The following is an 18,752-nucleotide window of genomic DNA, read 5'->3' as shown; positions in this document are numbered from 1 at the left end:
AGGGCACCGAGACAAGGCGTCGACGACGCCACCCGGTCGGGCACCCACGCGAGAGCCACTGCCATCGCACTTGCCCCGCGATGAAATCGAGCTCACACCAGATTCGATTTGCCCCATATGCGCGACGGCGATGCAGTGGCTCGGCGAGGATGTCTCCGAGCAGCTCGCCCGTGTGGCGGCCGCGTTCAAAGTGATCCGCACGATCCGCCACAAGCTGTGTTGCCCTGATTGCGGCCGCATCGAACAACCCGCGATGCCCAGCCTGCCGATCGAGCACGGCATCGCGCATCCGAGCTTGCTGGCCGACATTGCGGTGTCGAAGTTCGCCGATCATCAACCTCTGTATCGCCAATCGGAGATCGCAGCACGCGACGGCGTGACGTTGGATCGCGGCAGCATGGGCCGCTGGCTCGGGCAGATTGCCGAGCTCTGTGTGCCGCTCGTTGAAGCGATCCAGCGCTACGCGTTGGTTCCCGGAAAGGTGCACGTTGACGACACGCCGGTCGCGGTGCTCGCGCCCGGCAACGGCAAGACGGTGACTGGCCGCTTCTGGGTCTACGTGCGCGACGATCGCCGCTCGGGTTCGACGGATCCGGCTGCGGTCTGGTTCGACTTCTCGTCGGATCGCAAAGGCGTCCACCCTCAAACCCGGCTCGCCGCATTCCACGGCATCCTGCAGGCCGATGCCTACGCTGGATTTGATCAGTTGTACGCGAGCGGCGAGATCCACGAAGCGGCATGCTGGGATCACGCGAGGAGATACATCTACGATGTTCACGCGCGCACGCCGACACCGGATACCCAACAACTGCTCGAGATGATCGGCGAGCTTTACAGCATCGAAGCCGACATTCGCGGCAAGGCGCCTGACGAGCGTTTGCGCGTGAGGCAGGAAAAGACCAAGCCGTTGCTCGCGAAGTTCGAAGCGACGATCAGGGCGAAACTCGCGACGCTGTCGACGAAGTCCGCGCTCGCCAAGGCGATCAACTACTCGCTGAACCACTGGACAGCCCTCGCGTTTTACTGTGAGGACGGTCGGGTCGAGATCAGCAACGTGCTTGCCGAAAACGCCTTGCGCTGTGTCGCGCTCGGACGCAAAAATTATCTGTTCGTCGGCTCCGACAGCGGGGGCGAGCGGGCCGCCGCGATGTATAGCTTGATCGGGACGTGCAAGCTCAACGGGATCAACCCGCGTGCCTACCTGGAATACGTCCTGACCCGCATCGCTGATCACAAGATCTCTCGCATCGACGAATTGCTGCCCTGGAACGTGGCTGACAAACTGAAACTCGTCACTCCGCCCACACTCTCAACCGGGTAGATCTGGATAGATTTGGATGGATCGTGCCCACGATCGCCGATCGTGGACACGATCTCACTTGATCTACACTGACTCCGACACAACCATCACCACCATGCCTCACGCGCGCGCGAACGGGGAAACGGTCGGGCCGAGTCGCTTACCGACCAGGCGCAGCAAGGTCAACTTCACACGCATACCGATCGAGAAGAAGGAAAGCTTTCGCTGGATTGAGAATCTGCGGCAATCAACGACTCGACTCGGCGATCCCGATCGTTGTGTCCATATCGGTGACCGGGAAAGCGACATCTTTGAACTGTTTTGCGCTGCCTGCGAGCTCGGCACGCATTTTCTGGTACGTACCTGCACGAACAGGCTGGCCGGCGACGGCGGACATACCGTTGCGGATGAAATGTCAGAGGTGCGGGTGAAGGGATTGCATCGGATCGAATTTCGCGACGCCAAAGGGCACCCTCACCAGGCGCTTCTGGAGATCAGATACCGGCGCCTCACGGTTTGGCCGCCCCTCGCAAAGCAGCGGCACTATCCGGCGCTCAGACTGACGGTCATCCATGCGACGGAGCGCAGCGAGCCGGCGGGCCGGAAGCGTATCGAATGGAAGTTGCTCACTGATCTGCCGGTGAACTCACGGGTGGATGCAATCGAAAAGATCGACTGGTACGCGATGCGCTGGAAAATAGAAACGTTTCACAAAAACCTGAAGTCGGGCTGCAAGGCTGAAGAGTCGCAGTTACGCACAGCCAGCCGGTTGACCAACCTGATCGCCATCTTCTGCATCCTTGCCTGGCGCGTATTCTGGCTCACCGAAATCAATCGATCTGCACCAGAGGCTCCATCGGAGGTGGCGCTTACTGCAACCGAGGTGACGCTCCTTGAGCAGCTCGTCAAGGACACAGCACGCACCGCACAGGCGCCTCCCCTGTCACGCTGCCTCATCAAGCTCGCCCAGCTGGGTGGCTATCTCGCACGCGCCAACGATCCACCGCCCGGCAATAAGGTCATCTGGCGCGGCATGCATCGGCTTGTCGACATCCAGATCGGATACTGGCTAGGGCGTGAAAATAGTGGGTAATCACAAGATCGGACACCTGGTAGACTTCGTACATCATTTTCGGACACGTGGGGCGTCAATGACCAGACTGTTTTGCTATTGCCGAGTATCGACCGCCGATCAGACGACGGACAATCAAATACAAGAAATCGAAGCAGCGGGTTTCACGGTAGCAAAACAGCGAGTCATCACCGAAACCATTTCTGGTTCGGTGGCAGCGATGGAGCGAAAGGGATTCGCAAAGCTGGTTGATCGGCTGGAAAGCGGCGATGTCTTAATCGTCACCAAGCTGGATCGCTTGGGTCGGAATGCGATGGATGTCCGCGCGACAGTTGAACGGCTGGACGCTATCGGTGTACGCGTTCACTGCCTTGCACTCGGTGGGGTGGATCTGACCAGCGCAGCCGGAAAGATGACGATGGGCGTCATTAGCGCCGTGGCCGAATTTGAACGCGACCTTCTTATAGAGCGGACGCAAGCCGGTCTTCGCCGCGCGAAGGCGGAAGGCAAGACGTTTGGTCGCCCGTCTGCGCTGACCGAAGCGCAACGCGCGATGGTCGCTGAACAACTGAACGGTGGAATCTCCGTGGCCCAGATCGCCCGCGAGATGAAGACCAGTCGGCAAACGGTCATGAGAGTGCGGGAGTCGCTGACATCAAAGCATAACGACGTGACCGGCATCGGACCGGATGGCGTGCCTTGCGCCTTGATTGATTGGTCTGATCGTCGCAAGTCACGCGGTGCGTGAACATCAGCCGATAACCCATCCCGTTACCGCGTAACAAGTTCGGCCATCGTGACATCGAGAGCGATGGCTATCCGCTCGATATTGCAGATCGAAATGTTCCGTTCGGCGCGTTCGACCGAACTGACGTAGTTCGGGTGCAGTCCTGCCGCTTCCGCAACACGTTCCTGCGTTAACCCTTTTTGTTTACGAATGCGCCGCATGTTCGTCGCGAACAGCCGCTGCGCATCACATGTTTGGGTTGGGTTTGCCATGCCGGAAGTTTTCCGGCGTTGTCTGGCAAAAACCACACACTTTGAGTTTGGTTTTCGGTAAAGTGCGTTCCCGATGGCGAATTGTTCGTATCGGGACCGCGATTCGACAAAACGGCATTGATGAATAGGCCGACCAGCGCGAGAGACCATAAATGCAAAACACACAAAGCCAGCAGCCCATCTGGAATCCTTCCCGCGCGGCGGGACTGAGTTTCCTTTTCACACCTGTGTTCGGGTCATACCTTCAGTCAGCAAACTGGCGGGCTATGGGGCAGTCCGAACGCGCAGCATCATCGAAGGTTTGGTTGTTCATCAGTTTGGCGGTGCTGGCAGTGATGGGTGCTGTCACCGTTCTGTTCGCGGGGAAGAGCGCGTCAGGCAATGACGCGGTTCGGGGAATCGTGAACCTTGGCGGTCTTGCCTACTTCCTGCTTTGGTATTGCGTATCGGGACGCCATCAAGTCCGCTTCGTCAAGGAAGCGTTCGGCAAGGAGTACAGCAAGAAATCGTTGGTGAAGCCTGTGCTGCTGGCAATCGTGGGTGTGTTCGCCTATGCCGCAGTCGTTTTCGGGTTGCTCATGGCAGCGCATTGGAACGACGATGACGGCGACGCCGCACAACAACAGGCGTCGTCTGCATCACAGGGTTCATCGCCGGGTCCACTGTCAGCACTGTCCGGGCTGCTTGCGACTGGTCCGAAGCTGGATTGCGCCGCCGAGAGCGTGAAGCAAACCATTGCAGACGACTACGCCGATCAGCTTGTGCAGACGGGCATCCCTGATTTCATCTGGGCCGTATCGGACAAGCACATCAAGGTCCGGGTGGATACGATCCGCGAAGTCGCGCATAACAACCAGTCGAAGAACGCTGACTGCGCAGCCAATCTGGTGATTGACTTCCCGAGAAACGACCTTGAACGGGCAACGCAACAAGGCGAAATCTTCGCTGCCCTGATGCAGACACGTGGTTTTGCACCGCTGACGACATCGACGTTCCAAGCGGGCGTTACCTATCAGGTTGCAGTCCCGGCTGATGCGGGTGAGAAGAAGCAAGGTCTGATCGTCACGATGACGACTCGCGATGATCGCGCCGCTGATCGGCAACTGAAGACTTTCGCCACCTATTACGAAGCGTTGTCGCTGTCGCAACCCGACATCGATGCCCGGTCCGCGAACGCTACGCCGTGGAGCAGGGAATTCCGCGAGAGCGCGATCCAGTCGTGCAGCCAGTCTATGGGCGTTGAGAAATGCAAGTGCCGCATGGATACCTTCGCGAAGGTGATGACTGATCTGCAAATGGCCCGGATCACGTTCACGATGCAAGACAGTCCGATCCTTGCCAAGCAGTACGTCAACTTCACGAAGCTGGCGGCGGCCTTGAACCAGCAATGCCCGATAACGCAAAGCCTTGCATCCGTTTTCGGCGCAGACGGTGCTTCAGCCGGTGCAGCGACAGCAACCAGTGAAACGGCGCAGCCACCGGCAGCACAACAAGCGGCGCAATCCGCTTCAGTTCCTGCACAACCACCACAGCAAGTCGCAGCATCAAAGCCGGATACCACTCAGCCGTCCCAAACCCAGATCGTCGCGTCGTTTGACTGCGCGAAGGCTTCTTCGAAGACGGAAAAACTGATCTGTTCAGGTCCGCAAACGGCAGATGCTGACAGTCGTCTTGCAGCGGCCTATCGCACAGCGGCATCGAAGTCCACGGATCAGGCGGCACTTCGGCAACAGCAGCGTGAGTGGCTGACGAAGGAACGAAATGCCTGTAACGACGCGGCCTGTCTAGTCAAAGTCACCGAAGCCCGTATCCAAGCGCTAACGGCGATGTAGCGCGATTCCTAGATGGCACACCGACCGCCGACAACGGCGGTTCTTCATCATTCGATTACTGATAAGCGGGGAAGTCGATGAAAGCTCAATTGATTGTTGGTCTGTTGCTGGCTGGTGGCGTGACGGCAGCGAACGCGCACGTCATCGGCACGATCACAGACGGTGGCGAACGTATCACGCTGACCGACAAACGTTCGTGTGACGGGTGTGAATTTGAAGCAGGTACGACCACGAAGGGTATGAATGCCACGTGGAACTACACGGACATCGACGGCATCATCGAAGTAGATGAGTCGGACGGCAGCAGCCCCGCAGAATCACGCAAATACAACGTTGGCAAAGATGTACATCTGACGGCCTTCGGGAAGAAATTTGTTGGACCAGCTAACGACTAAGTTCAGCAGCAAGCGCCAGCAGGGTGGCATTAGGCTTCTGCCACCCGACATCCCGCTACGCAGCCGCGGCAAGCGATTTGCGATGAGTTTAGTGACGGAATGATGGCGAGACGCTGGCTGCGTCGAGCGTACTAAGCGGCCATCTGCACATGCTGTTGCAGAATCAACCACTGATCCCCGGTCGTCGAAGGTCCCGTAGTAGTCGTCGCCTTCTCGCCACATGCTGTCGCTTATTTGCGACAAAAATCGTTGACAAAGCCGATAAATTGTGGTTTGAAAATATGTTTTGTGGTATAATTAAGCTTTCGTAGATCGCTAAGTATTCGAAGCAAATTCAACGCGGTTCGAATGACAAGCAGCAATACAACAATTCTTCCTGCCAACATCGATCACTGGATCGCATGGATCGACAGCCAACCGGTAGATCGATGGCGTATCGTGACCCTTGGCTATCCCCTGTGGACGCAAAAAGAAATGTGGAGAAGGCCAATCGCCCAGACCATGCGCGAGTTGGATCAAACCTTCTTGAAGGGCGATATTCGACGGGAAAACGAGATGTCTGGCGCATCACAGCTTCGAAGGGTTGTAGTGATGGGCGGTGATCGTAATGCCGGTGTTGAGCTTCACGCACATTGCCTGATCGACGGAATCGGTGATGATGCTTACTTCGAAGAACGTCTACAGCGAGTGTGGACGAATAACGTTCGGAAATTTGATAACGCGCGATTCCGGGAAGAAAAGATTCAGGTCTTCTCAAGGCCAGCAACAGATGGCATCGCGGAATACATGAAGTATACGGTTCGACATGAAGGGCACGATCTGAGATTCGGGGTTGAGAAGATCGATGTGTCGAACACTTATCTTACTCCTTCCACGTTCTGGCGACTTGATTAACCCGTATCGTGCAGCGTGGTCGGTTTTATCTCTTATATGAAGGCAGCGTCGGCATTACAGACGCGAAATGTCATCGATGCAGTGAAGGGAGTTATCACTGTCATCGCTGAAGTTCTAGCCGTATGGTGAAGTCATAGTCTCGTCTATAGGATTTGTTCACTCCGTAACCACAAGTGAATCAAGTAATCAGTCAGACCGTAGTGACCAGTCAAGTAAAAAACGAGACAATGGCAGCCTGTGTTGCCATGACCAAGAAGATGCTTCCCAATGGCACAGCCTGATACAAAGCATGAGTTAAGGTCAGGCAGACGAAATCGACCGGTTACTAGCAAATACCGGTTAATAGCATTTGACTTGTGCATGCAACAACTGGACAGGTGAAATATCAGGGCACCTGAGAAGAAATTCACTTCTTCTCTTCGTTGATCTCTTTGAGAAGTATTGGCAACAGATCGTCTTGACCGGTCAATCCCGGTCCGCCGTCGTCAAACCCGCCTTGCACGATAGCAACGGTAGGATCATCGAACCTTGGATACACCATGCGGAAACCACCATGTTTGGTCCTGATGACGAAGAATCTTCCGTTGTCGGCGCGTGATGCAAACCGTCCCCGATCTCCCTTTCCTTGACGCTTTGGTTCGGTCTGATAGCGTTCATTGCAATACTTGACGGCATCCATTTCTGAGAAACCGGCTTTAGTCAGGTCAGCCTTTCGCTGCTCGATAAATTCCTTCGTTACGAGCCGACCGGCACCGTGCAGTTCGACCTTGTCGATGAACCGTCGCAGTTGTGCTGCAAGTGCGGCACGAACACGAAACCGTTCTTCATCGGTCACGCTTGCCATCTGTTCGATCAGCGACTTCGTGACGCGGGCGACTTCGTGTGAATCGGTCCCAGAATTCTTCCGCTGTTGAATCTCCGTCAGCAGCCGTTCTCTCGTCGCTTCGGCGTTCGCTTTTTCTTCCGTCAATCTGTTCAGTCGTTGCCCGACGACATCCTTCGTGAGTCCATTTCCTGACTCATAAAGCTCGAAGATTTTCTCAATCGCCTTCTGCGCGTCAGCGATCTTTTGTTCTTCGACGTGTAACTGGTCTTCAACCTTCACTGGTTCCGGGCCAGTATCGTTGCGAAGATCGGCAAGCAAGGCGTCTAGAGACAATCCACGGCAGAACGTCAGGAAGGCGGCTTCGAACTCGTTGTATCCCCACTGAACCGCATAGCAGCCCATTCCACGCCTTGCTGCATCGCAGACCAAGACCTTCTTTGGTGGTCGGATGGTTTCGCCTTCTGGGGTCTTGACACGCTTTGCCGCAGCACCGGCAATCACCATGTTTGAGCGCCCGCAGTAACCACATCTCAGCAGACCGGACAGCAGGTTCGGGACGGTTTTCCCCTTGCGTGCGCGACCACCGCCAACCGCGTTCTGCGCACGAAATGCTTGAAGCGAATAAAACTCGTCCTTGGTGATAACCGAAGGGTAGTAGTCGTCGAAGGGTTGGCCGGTGAATACCTTTTTTCCGTTGATTGTTTCGCCGGGTTGGAATTCACCGTATAGCTGCTTCGATGTCAGTATTTTTTGAATGTAGCTGCTGTGCCACGCGTTGTTCTCACCCGAGAACGCTGGCGTGCCACGTTCATTGAGCATCTTCGCGATGGCGAGTTGCCCGAAGCCGTTCTTCGCAAAACTGATGATCTCTTCCACGATTTCGACGCGTTCTGGGATGAAATCAAACCGTGTCCGGTCCGAGTTCAGCTTTAACCATAGCGGGCTACGTGCCGTGAGCTTCTTTGTGCCGATGTTCGCTCGTTTGTTGTTCCACGCGGCCCGCTGACGCTTCGATTTAGTCGCCGACTCTTCATGGGCGCGGGTCATCACCGTGATGCTGATAATCAGGTCCATCGATACATCAGCGCCACCTGTACGGTACACACGCTCGTCCGTCAAGGTAACGACCACAATTCCGTGATCCAAGATTGAAAGGAACAGTCTCAACGCTTTGTCCACTTCTGAGCGTGAAATCCGATCGAGGCTTTCCACCAGCAGGTAGCTGCCGCGTTCAACCAAGCCGCTTTCGCAAGCTTCGATGAAGTCACCAAGGCGTCCGCGTTCGACGTTGCTACCCTTGTAGGCCGACACCCCAAGGTCATGGAAGGTAAGCGTGGTGTCCAGCGTCAACCCATGTTTGGCGGCATAGGCTTCGCTAAGTTCTTGCTGCCGTCTCAGCGAGTCGCCTTTGCTTTGTTCGGGTGTGGAGAATCGGACATACGAGTAGGCGCGTGGCATCTGTAGTGCCCCAAGAGAGTCGATGTAGAGATTGTACCGGTTATGTGTGTTCATAACCGCCAATTTGCGATCTCGGGTTTGCACATCGGTATCGTCGCGGGTCTGACGGGCTGGCTGACGGGCGCGTTGTGGCGGCGCTCGGGGTTCATCGGCCGCAACTGGCCGTTGTATCTGCCCGCGCAGGTCGTCGCCGTGACGGGCGGCGCCATGTTCGCCGCGCTGCACGCGGCGTTGGCCGGCTTCAACGTGCCGGCGCAGCGCGCGCTGTGGATGGCGAGTGTCGTCGCGCTGGCGTTTGTCAGCGGCCGCAATCTCGCGCGCTCGATGGTGCTGGCGTGGGCGCTAGGGCTGGTGCTGCTGGTCGATCCGTGGGCGGTGGTGTCGGCGGGGTTCTGGTTGTCGTTCTGCGCCGTGGCGGCGATTCTGTTCGCGATGTCGGGCCGGCCCCGCGTGCGGGATCACGAGCAACGCCGCGCCGAAGAGCGCGACGGCGGCGAGGCGCCGACCCGGTGCGCGCGTCTGTGCTTCGGCCTGCGCCGCTGGATTCGCGCTTGCGGCGAACGGCTGCGCGACGCCGCCCATGTTCAGTTCGCGGTGACGATCGCGCTCGCGCCGCTCACGGTCTACTGGTTCTCGCAGATTCCGCTGATCGGTCCGCTCGCGAACGCCTTCGCGATTCCGTGGGTGAGCCTGCTCGTCACGCCGGTTGTTCTGGCCGGCATCGCGCTGCCGGCACCGTTCGATGCCTACGCGTTCGGCGCCGCGCACGCGTTGCTCGATCCGCTGGCCGCGGGTTTGCGGATGCTGTCCGGCCCTGCCTGGACACTGTGGCGGCTGCCGCAACCGGACGCGTGGGCGCTGGGCGCGGCCGCGCTCGGCGTGCTCTGGTGCCTGGCGCCGCGCGGCTGGCCGCTGCGCTGGGCCGCGCCGCTCACGTGGCTGCCGCTCGTGCTGCCGGCGCCTTCGGGGCCGCCGCACGGCAGCTTCCGTCTGACCGCGCTGGATGTCGGGCAGGGTAGCTCGGTGCTGATCGAGACGGCGCATCACACGCTGCTGTTCGATGCGGGTCCCGGTCCGGAATCGACTCACGCGGGCGAGCGCGTCGTCGTGCCGTTTCTGCAGGCGCATGGCGTGACGGCGCTCGACACGCTGATCGTCAGTCACGCCGATTCGGATCATTCGGGCGGCGCGCCCGCGGTGCTGGACGCAATCGAGGTGCGTCAGATGGTGGCCGCGTTGGCGCCGGAGAATCCGCTGTGGTCGAACGCGCGAGAACGCGGCGCCGAGACGCTGGGTTGCGCGGCGGGTCAGCGCTGGCAGTGGGACGGCGTCGAGTTCGCGATGCTCTGGCCGGACGCCGGGCCGCTGCAAGGCAAACCGAACGCGCATTCCTGCGTGCTGCGCGTGAGGACCGCGCTGGCCGAAGCGGGCCCGTCAGCCGGGCCGGTGCAAACGGACCGGTCACGCATGGCGGCGCTGCTGGCAGCGGATATCGAGGCGCCGGGCGAACGCGTCCTGCTCGCGCGCGATCGCGGGGCGCTGCGTGCGCAGGTGCTGGTGGTGCCGCATCACGGCAGCAAGACCTCGTCGACTGAGCCGTTCCTCGACTCTATCGATCCGCTCATCGCGCTATTTCAGGTAGGCTATCGCAACCGTTTTCATCATCCGAACGTGGGTGTGTTCGAGCGCTACAAGGCGCGGCGCATCGAGCTGGGGCGCAGCGATACGGACGGCGCGGTGCGGGTCGAGGTCAACCCGGATCGCGCGCCGGACGCCGGAGCCGAAGCCGAAGCCGGCGCACAGCTTGACGCGAATGCCGGCGCGCAAGCCGGCGCGCCGATGAGCGGCGCCGCGTTGACGCTCGAGCGCTATCGCGACACGCAGCGCCGCTACTGGATGGATCGCTGACGGATCGCCGGCCGCACGAAAGAGAAAAGGCGCGGGAGCAACGCGAACAAACACAGAACAAACATGCCGCCAGGCCGCAAGCCCCAAGAAGCCCGCGCGCGAAAACAGAACGGAGAGAGCCACAGTTGAAAAACATCATTCACTTCTCGCATGCGAATGGCTTTCCGGCGTCGACCTATCGGACGATCTTCGCCGAACTCGCCGACGACTACGAACTGCGCTCGATCGAGCGCATCGGCCACGACACCCGCTATCCGGTGACTCAGGACTGGCCGCATCTGGTCGAGCAGTTGCTCGACGACATCGGCCGCTGCTACGAGCAACCGGTGTGGCTGGTGGGGCATTCGCTCGGCGGCTACCTGTCGTTGATGGTCGCGCTCAAGAAGCCGCAGTGGGTGAGGGGCGTGGTGATGCTGGATTCGCCGGTGATCGCCGGCTGGCGCAGCAGCATGCTGCGCGTGTCGCAATGGACCGGGCTCGACGAGCGCCTGTCGCCCGCGGCCGCCACCCGCGCGCGCCGCACGCATTGGGCGAGCCGCGACGAAGCGTGGCGGCACTTCCATTCGAAGCCGGCGTTCGCGCGTTGGGACGAGCGCATGCTGTCCGATTACATCGACTTCGGCATTCCGCAAACCTCGCCGGACGGCTCGCGTTCGCTGGCGTTCGACCGCCGCACCGAGTATCAGATCTACCGGACCTTGCCGCACACGCTCGGCGCGCGGCTCGCGCGCGGCGCGCCGGTGCCGGTGGGGTTCATCGCCGGCACGCGTTCGAAGGAAATCCGCCAGGCCGGTCTCGATGCAACCCGCCGCGCGACCGGCAGTCATCTGGAATGGATCGAGGGCAGCCATCTCTATCCGATGGAAAAGCCGATCGAAACCGCGCGCGCGGTGCAGCGAATGTTGCGTGAGCTGGAGCGGTGATTTGACGCTGTAGGCGGGTTGGCCGGCGCATGGAGATACCGCTGCGATGCCCGGCGATGACAGTGAGGTTAGCTCCGCGACTGACGAGCCCAACGCGCCTCGCGCTTCATATCGCCGTGAAACGGTGCAAGATCGGCGCGCGCCGATTGCCGCCGCCGCGGCCTCCCTGGTCGTGCAGGCCGCTCGGATTTTGCTGGGGTTGGGGCCCTGCTTTACGGTATAATCCGTTTTTCCCGCGAGCATCCAGCGATGACCAAATATGTTTTCGTCACCGGCGGCGTAGTATCTTCCCTCGGCAAGGGTATTGCCGCCGCTTCCCTCGCCGCGATCCTCGAATCGCGCGGTCTCAAAGTCACCCTCCTCAAGCTCGATCCCTACATCAACGTCGACCCCGGCACGATGAGCCCGTTTCAGCACGGCGAAGTGTTCGTGACGGAAGACGGAGCGGAGACCGACCTCGACCTCGGCCACTACGAGCGCTTCATCAGCACGAAGATGCGCAAGGCCAACAACTTCACCACGGGCCAGATCTACGAATCGGTGATCCGCAAGGAACGCCGCGGCGATTATCTCGGCAAGACGGTGCAGGTCATCCCGCACATCACGAATGAAATCCAGGCGTTCATCGAACGTGGCGCGGCTTCCGCGACGTGCGGTGAGCCGGACGTCGCGATCGTCGAAGTGGGCGGCACCGTGGGCGACATCGAATCGCTGCCGTTCCTCGAGGCCGCGCGTCAAATGAGCCTGCGCATGGGCCGCAACAGCGCGTGCTTCGTGCACCTCACGCTGGTGCCGTGGGTCGCCACCGCCGGCGAACTGAAAACCAAGCCCACGCAACACAGCGTGCAGAAGCTGCGTGAAATCGGCATCTCGCCGCACGTGCTGCTGTGCCGCGCCGACCGCCGCATTCCGGACGACGAACGCGCGAAGATCTCGATGTTCTCGAACGTGCCCGAAGACGCGGTGATCTCCGTGTGGGACGCGGACAGCATCTACAAGATTCCGCAGATGCTGCACGACCAGGGTCTGGACGCGATCATCTGCGAGGAACTCAAGCTCACGCCGAAGCCGGCCGATCTGTCCATGTGGTCGAGGCTCGTCGAGAAGCTCGAGAATCCGCAGCACGAAGTCACGATCGGCATGGTCGGTAAGTACGTCGATCTGACCGAGTCGTACAAGTCGCTGATCGAAGCGCTGCGCCATGCGTCGATGCATACGGCGACCCGTGTGAACATCGAATACATCGATTCGGAAGAGATCGAGACGAAGGGCGTCGAAAGCCTCAGGCATCTCGATGCGGTGCTCGTGCCGGGCGGCTTCGGCCGTCGCGGCACCGAGGGCAAGATCGCCGCGATCCGCTATGCGCGCGAAGCCAAGGTGCCGTATCTCGGCATCTGCCTCGGCATGCAACTGGCCGTGATCGAATTCGCCCGCGACGTGGTGGGTCTGAAGGGTGCGAACAGCACCGAGTTCGACCAGGAAACCGAAAACCGCGTGGTCGCGCTGATCACCGAGTGGTATGACCGCGAAGGCCGCGTCGAAAAGCGTACCGAGGAATCGGACCTGGGCGGCACGATGCGCCTCGGTTCGCAACGTTGCCCGATCAAGCCCGGCACGATGGCCGAAGAGATCTACGGCAAGGACGTGAACGAGCGTCACCGGCATCGCTACGAGGTCAATAACCGCTTCGTGCCCCAGCTCGAAGCCGGCGGCCTTGTCATCAGCGCCCGCACGCCGAGTGAGGATCTGCCGGAAATGATGGAATTGCCGCGCGGCATGCACCCGTGGTTCGTCGGCGTGCAGTTCCACCCGGAATTCACCTCCACGCCGCGTGACGGCCATCCGCTCTTCAAGTCGTTCGTGGAAGCGGCGCTCGCGCACCAGCAGTCGCGCGTGGAAAAGGAAGTCGGAGAGCAAGCATGAAACTGGGCGATTTCGAAATTGGGCTCGACAAGCCGTTTTTCCTGATCGCGGGCACCTGTGTCGTCGAATCCGAACAGATGACGATCGACACGGCCGGCCGCCTCAAGGAAATCTGCGCGAAGCTGAACATTCCGTTCATCTACAAATCGTCGTACGACAAGGCCAATCGCAGCAGCGGCAAGTCGTTCCGCGGCTTGGGCATGGACGAAGGCCTGCGTATCCTGTCCGAAGTGAAGCGCCAGCTTGGTCTGCCCGTGCTCACCGACGTTCACGCCGAGCACGAGATCGAGCAGGTCGCGTCGGTGGTCGATGTGTTGCAAACGCCGGCTTTTCTGTGCCGTCAAACGGACTTCATCCATGCTTGCGCGCGCTCGGGCAAACCGGTCAACATCAAGAAAGGCCAGTTCCTCGCGCCGCACGACATGAAGAACGTGATCGACAAGGCGCGCGACGCGGCGCGTGAAGCGGGCCTCTCCGAAGACCGCTTCATGGCGTGCGAACGCGGCGTGTCGTTCGGCTATAACAATCTGGTGTCGGACATGCGCTCGCTCGCGATCATGCGCGAAACCAACGCGCCGATCGTGTTCGATGCCACCCACTCGGTGCAATTGCCGGGCGGGCAGGGCACGAGCTCGGGCGGTCAGCGCGAATTCGTGCCGGTGCTGGCGCGTGCCGCGGTGGCGGTAGGCGTATCGGGGCTCTTCATGGAGACGCATCCCAAGCCTTCGGAAGCCAAATCCGACGGCCCGAACGCCGTGCCGCTGCACCGCATGGCCGAATTGCTGGAAACGCTTGTCACGCTCGACCAGGCCGTCAAGCGCGCGCCGTTCCTCGAAAGCGATTTCAACTGATTCAGCATGCGCGGCGTGTCATGCCTCGCGTGCATGATCTGCCCGTCGGCACGCGGCACATGCACGCAATGGTCGTCGAACGTATCGGTGCGCGAGTTGTCTGCCGGGGAGACCGGTCTGCGCCAGATACAGTGTCATAGTAAAGAATTCAACGTCATTTCTTGAGGAAACCATGAGTGCTATCGTAGATATCATCGGTCGAGAGATTCTCGATTCGCGAGGCAACCCCACCGTCGAATGCGACGTGCTGCTCGAGTCGGGCACGATGGGCCGCGCCGCGGTGCCGTCGGGCGCTTCCACGGGTTCGCGTGAAGCCATCGAACTGCGCGACGGCGAAACCGGCCGTTACAGCGGCAAGGGCGTGCTGAAGGCCGTCGAGCACATCAACACCGAAATCTCCGAAGCGATCATGGGCCTCGACGCTTCCGAGCAGGCTTTCCTCGACAAGACCCTGCTGGAACTCGACGGCACGGACAACAAGTCGCGCCTCGGCGCGAACGCGATGCTGGCCGTTTCGATGGCCGTCGCGAAGGCCGCCGCTGAAGAAGCCGGCCTGCCGCTGTACCGCTACTTCGGCGGTTCGGGCGCGATGCAACTGCCGGTGCCGATGATGAACATCGTCAACGGCGGCGCGCACGCGAACAACAGCCTGGACATCCAGGAATTCATGATCGTGCCGGTCAGCCAGCCGACTTTCCGCGAAGCGCTGCGCTGCGGCGCCGAAGTGTTCCACGCACTGAAGAAGATCCTGAGCGACCGCGGCATGAGCACGGCAGTCGGCGATGAAGGCGGCTTCGCGCCGAACTTCGGCAGCAACGACGAATGCCTGTCCACCATCCTGCAAGCTATCGAGAAAGCGGGCTACCGTGCCGGCGAAGACGTGCTGCTCGCGCTCGACTGCGCGGCAAGCGAGTTCTATCACGACGGCAAGTACCAGTTGGCCGGCGAAGGCCTGCAACTGTCGTCGGCGGAATTCACCGACTACCTCGCCACGCTCGCGGATAAATTCCCGATCGTGTCGATCGAAGACGGCATGCACGAAAGCGACTGGGCCGGCTGGAAGCTGCTGACCGACAAGCTCGGCAAGAAGATCCAACTGGTGGGCGACGACCTGTTCGTCACCAACACGCGCATTCTGAAGGAAGGCATCGAGAAGGGCATCGCCAACTCGATCCTGATCAAGATCAACCAGATCGGCACGCTCACGGAAACGTTCGCGGCGATCGAAATGGCGAAGCGCGCGGGCTACACGGCCGTGATCTCGCACCGTTCGGGCGAAACCGAAGATTCGACCATCGCGGATATCGCAGTCGGCCTGAATGCCGGCCAGATCAAGACCGGTTCGCTGTCGCGTTCGGACCGCATCTCGAAGTACAACCAGTTGCTGCGTATCGAAGAAGACCTCGGCGATATCGCCAGCTATCCGGGCAAGTCGGCGTTCTACAATCTGCGCTAAATGACTGCAGGTAGCCAAACTGATTGCGCTAACCGATGAGCCGGTTATCCTTCGTTTCTGATTGACCTCGCCGCCCTGCGTATAGCGCAGGGCGGCGCGTATTTATTGTGCTTACTTCATGCGGCTTGTCACTGCTGTCCTGATCGTTCTACTGGTACTGATCCAGTACCCGCTCTGGTGGGGGCATGGTGGCTGGTTGCGCGTGCACGAGTTGCAGCAGCAACTGGCGCAGCAACAGCAGAAGAACGTCGATGCGAAGCTGCGCAACGAGCGTATTCAAGGCGAAGTGCAAGATTTGCAGAACGGCACGGCCGCGGTGGAAGAGCGGGCGCGCTACGAAATGGGCATGGTCAAGGACAGCGAGGTGTTCGTGCAGTTCGTCTCGCCGAATGCGCCGTTGCCGACCGCGAACACGCCTTCAGTGACGACTTCCACACGTGGTGAGATGTCGAGCGCACCGCTGCATATGGTGCCGAATCCGGAATCTCGCGCCAGGCCGGATAGAAAGCGCGGGAGCAAGACCGCGAAAGAGAAGACGGCCCCGCACTGAGCCGTGGCACCGGGTTGTCGCGCTCAGTCGCCGTATCGAGCCGTCGTTACTTGAACCCGCCCGCGACGCACCGCGCATTGACTCTTCGCATTGCCTCGTTGCATTGGACTCGTCTTACCAGCCCCAGTACGGCCCGTAGCCGACGCCGACACCCGTTCCCCAGCCGTGCCCCCAACCACCGCCGTAATAGCTGCCGTACACGCTGACGGGCGGCGAGTAATAACGCGACCACGCCTGCGCGGCGTTTTCCGCGGCAATGGCCTGGTTCTGTTCGGCCATCACCTGTTGATCGATGGCGTCATAGCGTTGACGCTCTTCCTGCGTAAGCGGCTGGGCGTTGTTGCCCATGCCTGACTGGTTGGCGGGCAAGCGGCTATAAATCGGCGAGGGGCCTGGTGGGTCCATCACACAGCCGGCTAGCGCAACGCTGCCGCCAATGACGGCCAATACGGCACAGGTGCGCGCCGAACGTATCAACGAAGTAAGGTGGTTCATGTTCGATCTCCGCCGGTCGGATGCCTAAGCAAAACATGCGGGCGTGGCCGCCAATGACACGACGCAATGATCAAAGATACCGCGCCGTCCGAGCCTTGAAAAGACAGCGGACGGCGCGGTAGTTTGCTGCCGTGGATAAGTGACACGCGTGGCCGTAGGGCGGGCATCACGCCCGCGCCGGCGGGCGTTCAATGCCGTTGTTCGGTGGCCGGCGTCACCCCTTGTGAGAGGGCATTCGCGACGAAAAGTTGCGCCACGTCGACCGGGTCGAATTCGTAGCGCTGGTTGCAGAATTCGCAATGGATCTCCACATGACCGCGCTCTTCGATCACGCCATCCACTTCCTCGCGGCCCAGCATCTTCAGCATCGCGCCGACTTTTTCACGCGAACAGGAGCACTCGAAGCGCGCCGTGGCCGGCTCGAAATGCTGGACGTTTTCCTGCCAGAAGAGGCGGCGGAACACCGTTTCCGGCTCTTCCTTCAGCAACTCGTCTTGCGACAGCGTGCCGCCCAGCGTGCAGACGCGTTCCCACGTATCGGCGTCCAGTTCGCCCGGATGCGGAACGATGCCGCCGTCGCCCGGCAGCTTTTGCAGCAGCATGCCGACTGCGCGCTCGGTGTTCGCGGCGAGCCACAGGCGCGTGTCGAGTTGTTCCGAGTGATGCATGTAATGTTCGAGCACTTCGGCCATCGACTTGAGCGGTCCGTCCACGCCCGACAGCGGCACGATGCTTTGATACGGCTGCTGGCCCGGCTGCTTGTCGCGCGGGTCCAACGTAATCACGCAGCGGCCGTGGCCGCCCGCGTTGACCAGTTCGATCAGCGACGTGGCGTCGCCGATCGCATTGCCCGCTTCGCCGGACAGCTTCGCGGTGGCGCGCATCGACAGATCGGAACTGCACTGCACCACCAGCATTCTGGCCGGGCCGTCGCCGAAAATCTGCATGATGAGCGTGCCGTCGAACTTCAGATTCGCCGACAGCAGCGCGCACGCGGCCATCATCTCGCCGAGAATCGTCCGCACGGGCGCCGGGTACTCACGCCGCGTCAGCACCTCCTGCCACGTATTGCGCAGCGAAACGATCTCGCCGCGCACCGGCGCCGCGCTGAACATGAATTTTTGCAACTGGTCGCTCACAACTTTTCCTCGGTCGAATGACGCGGCCTGATGCCGCGCCGTGCGCGCCCGCGCTCCGGCGGTTTAGCCGATACGCACGAGCTGCGCCTTGAAATACTCGCGGCGTTCGGCATAACTTGCCGTGCCGCGCTGCATATTGGCGATATCCGTCTCGCTCAGCTCGCGCACCACTTTGGCGGGCGCGCCGAGAATCAGCGAATTGTCGGGAAACACCTTGCCTTCCGTGACGATGGCGCCCGCTCCGACCAGACAGTTGCGGCCGATCACCGCGCCATTCAAGACCACCGCCTGAATTCCGATCAGCGAGCCTTCCTTGATCGTGCAGCCATGCAGCATGACCTGGTGGCCGACCGTCACATTCGCCTCGATCTTCAGCGGAAAGCCGGGGTCGGTGTGCAGCACCGCGTTTTCCTGCACGTTGCTGCCCGCGCCGATGGTGATCGGCTCGTTGTCGCCGCGAATCGTCGCGCCGAACCACACGCTCGAATTTTCCCCGAGCGTCACGTTGCCGATGATGTTCGCCGAATCCGCGACGAACACGCTTTCGTGGATGGTCGGGGCGGCTTCGCCAAGCTTGTAAATCGTCACAGTGTCTCCTCTTGATCGATCGCCATGCGCGGTGCGGCGGGCTGAAAACTGCCTGAATCGGCGCGTGTCGCCAACGCAACGAGCGCGTCGGATGGTCGAATCGAGTATTGTAAACGGTTGTGTGATTCGGGTGCCTGGCGAGG

Annotated in this window: 16 protein-coding genes and 1 pseudogene; 12 read left to right on the top strand and 5 right to left on the bottom strand. The window is 60.4% G+C overall.

Annotation, left to right across the window (positions count from 1 at the left end):
• The 3 genes from tnpC to ACTJLC_RS02235 all read left to right on the top strand — a co-directional run.
• The coding region (tnpC, locus tag ACTJLC_RS02245; RefSeq protein ID WP_440843209.1) for an IS66 family transposase at positions 1-1,321 on the top strand (1,321 nt) is incomplete at its 5' end.
• 58 nt (positions 1,322-1,379) lie between these two features.
• Complete coding sequence (locus ACTJLC_RS02240; RefSeq protein ID WP_440843208.1) at positions 1,380-2,393, top strand: IS4 family transposase; 1,014 nt, start codon at positions 1,380-1,382, stop codon at positions 2,391-2,393.
• Positions 2,394-2,451: 58 nt separating this feature from the next.
• On the top strand, positions 2,452-3,120 hold the full coding sequence (locus ACTJLC_RS02235; protein WP_440843207.1) for a recombinase family protein: 669 nt from the start codon (positions 2,452-2,454) through the stop codon (positions 3,118-3,120).
• 23 nt (positions 3,121-3,143) lie between these two features.
• On the opposite strand, the gene ACTJLC_RS02230 is transcribed toward ACTJLC_RS02235, so the two are convergent.
• On the bottom strand, positions 3,144-3,371 hold the full coding sequence (locus ACTJLC_RS02230; RefSeq protein WP_440843206.1) for a helix-turn-helix domain-containing protein: 228 nt from the start codon (positions 3,369-3,371) through the stop codon (positions 3,144-3,146).
• Between the two features lie 152 nt (positions 3,372-3,523).
• On the opposite strand from ACTJLC_RS02230, the gene ACTJLC_RS02225 reads away from it, so the two are divergent.
• From ACTJLC_RS02225 to ACTJLC_RS02215, 3 genes are all read left to right on the top strand, one after another.
• The gene (locus tag ACTJLC_RS02225) at positions 3,524-5,203 is read left to right on the top strand and encodes a lysozyme inhibitor LprI family protein (RefSeq protein WP_440843205.1); all 1,680 of its coding nucleotides are present in this window, start codon (positions 3,524-3,526) and stop codon (positions 5,201-5,203) included.
• Between the two features lie 77 nt (positions 5,204-5,280).
• A complete protein-coding gene (locus tag ACTJLC_RS02220; protein ID WP_440843204.1) occupies positions 5,281-5,598 on the top strand; it encodes a hypothetical protein in 318 nt (105 codons plus the stop codon).
• A gap of 348 nt (positions 5,599-5,946) precedes the next feature.
• Positions 5,947-6,492, top strand: a complete 546-nt coding sequence (locus tag ACTJLC_RS02215; RefSeq protein WP_440843203.1) for a hypothetical protein — start codon at positions 5,947-5,949, stop codon at positions 6,490-6,492.
• Positions 6,493-6,898: 406 nt separating this feature from the next.
• On the opposite strand, the gene ACTJLC_RS02210 is transcribed toward ACTJLC_RS02215, so the two are convergent.
• Positions 6,899-8,776, bottom strand: coding sequence for a recombinase family protein (locus ACTJLC_RS02210; protein ID WP_440843202.1), 1,878 nt, complete (start codon positions 8,774-8,776; stop codon positions 6,899-6,901).
• A 66-nt stretch (positions 8,777-8,842) separates the two neighbouring features.
• On the opposite strand from ACTJLC_RS02210, the pseudogene ACTJLC_RS02205 reads away from it, so the two are divergent.
• The 6 genes and pseudogenes from ACTJLC_RS02205 to ftsB all read left to right on the top strand — a co-directional run.
• Positions 8,843-10,684: pseudogene (locus tag ACTJLC_RS02205) on the top strand (DNA internalization-related competence protein ComEC/Rec2); the annotation flags it as partial.
• Between the two features lie 125 nt (positions 10,685-10,809).
• Entirely contained in the window at positions 10,810-11,607 is a 798-nt protein-coding gene (locus ACTJLC_RS02200) for an alpha/beta fold hydrolase (protein WP_310129156.1), read from the top strand.
• A gap of 249 nt (positions 11,608-11,856) precedes the next feature.
• Entirely contained in the window at positions 11,857-13,530 is a 1,674-nt protein-coding gene (locus ACTJLC_RS02195) for a CTP synthase (RefSeq protein ID WP_073427569.1), read from the top strand.
• Positions 13,527-14,381: a 3-deoxy-8-phosphooctulonate synthase gene (kdsA, locus tag ACTJLC_RS02190; RefSeq protein WP_073427570.1), complete on the top strand. Its 855-nt coding sequence runs from the start codon at positions 13,527-13,529 to the stop codon at positions 14,379-14,381. The genes ACTJLC_RS02195 and kdsA overlap by 4 nt, the downstream gene beginning before the upstream one ends.
• Before the next feature lie 172 nt (positions 14,382-14,553).
• On the top strand, positions 14,554-15,837 hold the full coding sequence (gene eno, locus ACTJLC_RS02185) for a phosphopyruvate hydratase (protein WP_073427571.1): 1,284 nt from the start codon (positions 14,554-14,556) through the stop codon (positions 15,835-15,837).
• Between the two features lie 118 nt (positions 15,838-15,955).
• The gene (gene ftsB, locus ACTJLC_RS02180; protein ID WP_073427572.1) at positions 15,956-16,387 is read left to right on the top strand and encodes a cell division protein FtsB; all 432 of its coding nucleotides are present in this window, start codon (positions 15,956-15,958) and stop codon (positions 16,385-16,387) included.
• A gap of 114 nt (positions 16,388-16,501) precedes the next feature.
• On the opposite strand, the gene ACTJLC_RS02175 is transcribed toward ftsB, so the two are convergent.
• From ACTJLC_RS02175 to ACTJLC_RS02165, 3 genes are all read right to left on the bottom strand, one after another.
• Entirely contained in the window at positions 16,502-16,882 is a 381-nt protein-coding gene (locus ACTJLC_RS02175) for a hypothetical protein (protein ID WP_310129151.1), read from the bottom strand.
• A gap of 188 nt (positions 16,883-17,070) precedes the next feature.
• Positions 17,071-18,021 (bottom strand): Hsp33 family molecular chaperone HslO, encoded by a 951-nt coding sequence (hslO, locus tag ACTJLC_RS02170; protein WP_310129149.1) that lies wholly within the window; start codon positions 18,019-18,021, stop codon positions 17,071-17,073.
• Between the two features lie 63 nt (positions 18,022-18,084).
• The gene (locus tag ACTJLC_RS02165) at positions 18,085-18,609 is read right to left on the bottom strand and encodes a gamma carbonic anhydrase family protein (RefSeq protein ID WP_083083368.1); all 525 of its coding nucleotides are present in this window, start codon (positions 18,607-18,609) and stop codon (positions 18,085-18,087) included.
• Positions 18,610-18,752: the final 143 nt, after the last annotated feature.

The sequence above is a fragment of the Paraburkholderia sp. 22099 genome (assembly GCF_052045835.1).
Lineage (GTDB): Bacteria > Pseudomonadota > Gammaproteobacteria > Burkholderiales > Burkholderiaceae > Paraburkholderia > Paraburkholderia terricola.
The sequence above is the reverse complement of the archived record's forward strand: the minus strand, read 5'-3'. Positions and strand labels throughout refer to the sequence as shown.

Coding starts and splice junctions, on each gene's coding strand:
- ACTJLC_RS02175 (WP_310129151.1), bottom strand. CDS start 16,882: ATGAACCACCTTACTTCGTTGATACGTTCGGCGCGCACCTGTGCCGTA.
- kdsA (WP_073427570.1), top strand. CDS start 13,527: ATGAAACTGGGCGATTTCGAAATTGGGCTCGACAAGCCGTTTTTCCTG.
- ACTJLC_RS02210 (WP_440843202.1), bottom strand. CDS start 8,776: ATGCCACGCGCCTACTCGTATGTCCGATTCTCCACACCCGAACAAAGC.
- ftsB (WP_073427572.1), top strand. CDS start 15,956: ATGCGGCTTGTCACTGCTGTCCTGATCGTTCTACTGGTACTGATCCAG.
- ACTJLC_RS02225 (WP_440843205.1), top strand. CDS start 3,524: ATGCAAAACACACAAAGCCAGCAGCCCATCTGGAATCCTTCCCGCGCG.
- eno (WP_073427571.1), top strand. CDS start 14,554: ATGAGTGCTATCGTAGATATCATCGGTCGAGAGATTCTCGATTCGCGA.
- ACTJLC_RS02230 (WP_440843206.1), bottom strand. CDS start 3,371: ATGGCAAACCCAACCCAAACATGTGATGCGCAGCGGCTGTTCGCGACG.
- ACTJLC_RS02215 (WP_440843203.1), top strand. CDS start 5,947: ATGACAAGCAGCAATACAACAATTCTTCCTGCCAACATCGATCACTGG.
- ACTJLC_RS02220 (WP_440843204.1), top strand. CDS start 5,281: ATGAAAGCTCAATTGATTGTTGGTCTGTTGCTGGCTGGTGGCGTGACG.
- ACTJLC_RS02235 (WP_440843207.1), top strand. CDS start 2,452: ATGACCAGACTGTTTTGCTATTGCCGAGTATCGACCGCCGATCAGACG.
- ACTJLC_RS02195 (WP_073427569.1), top strand. CDS start 11,857: ATGACCAAATATGTTTTCGTCACCGGCGGCGTAGTATCTTCCCTCGGC.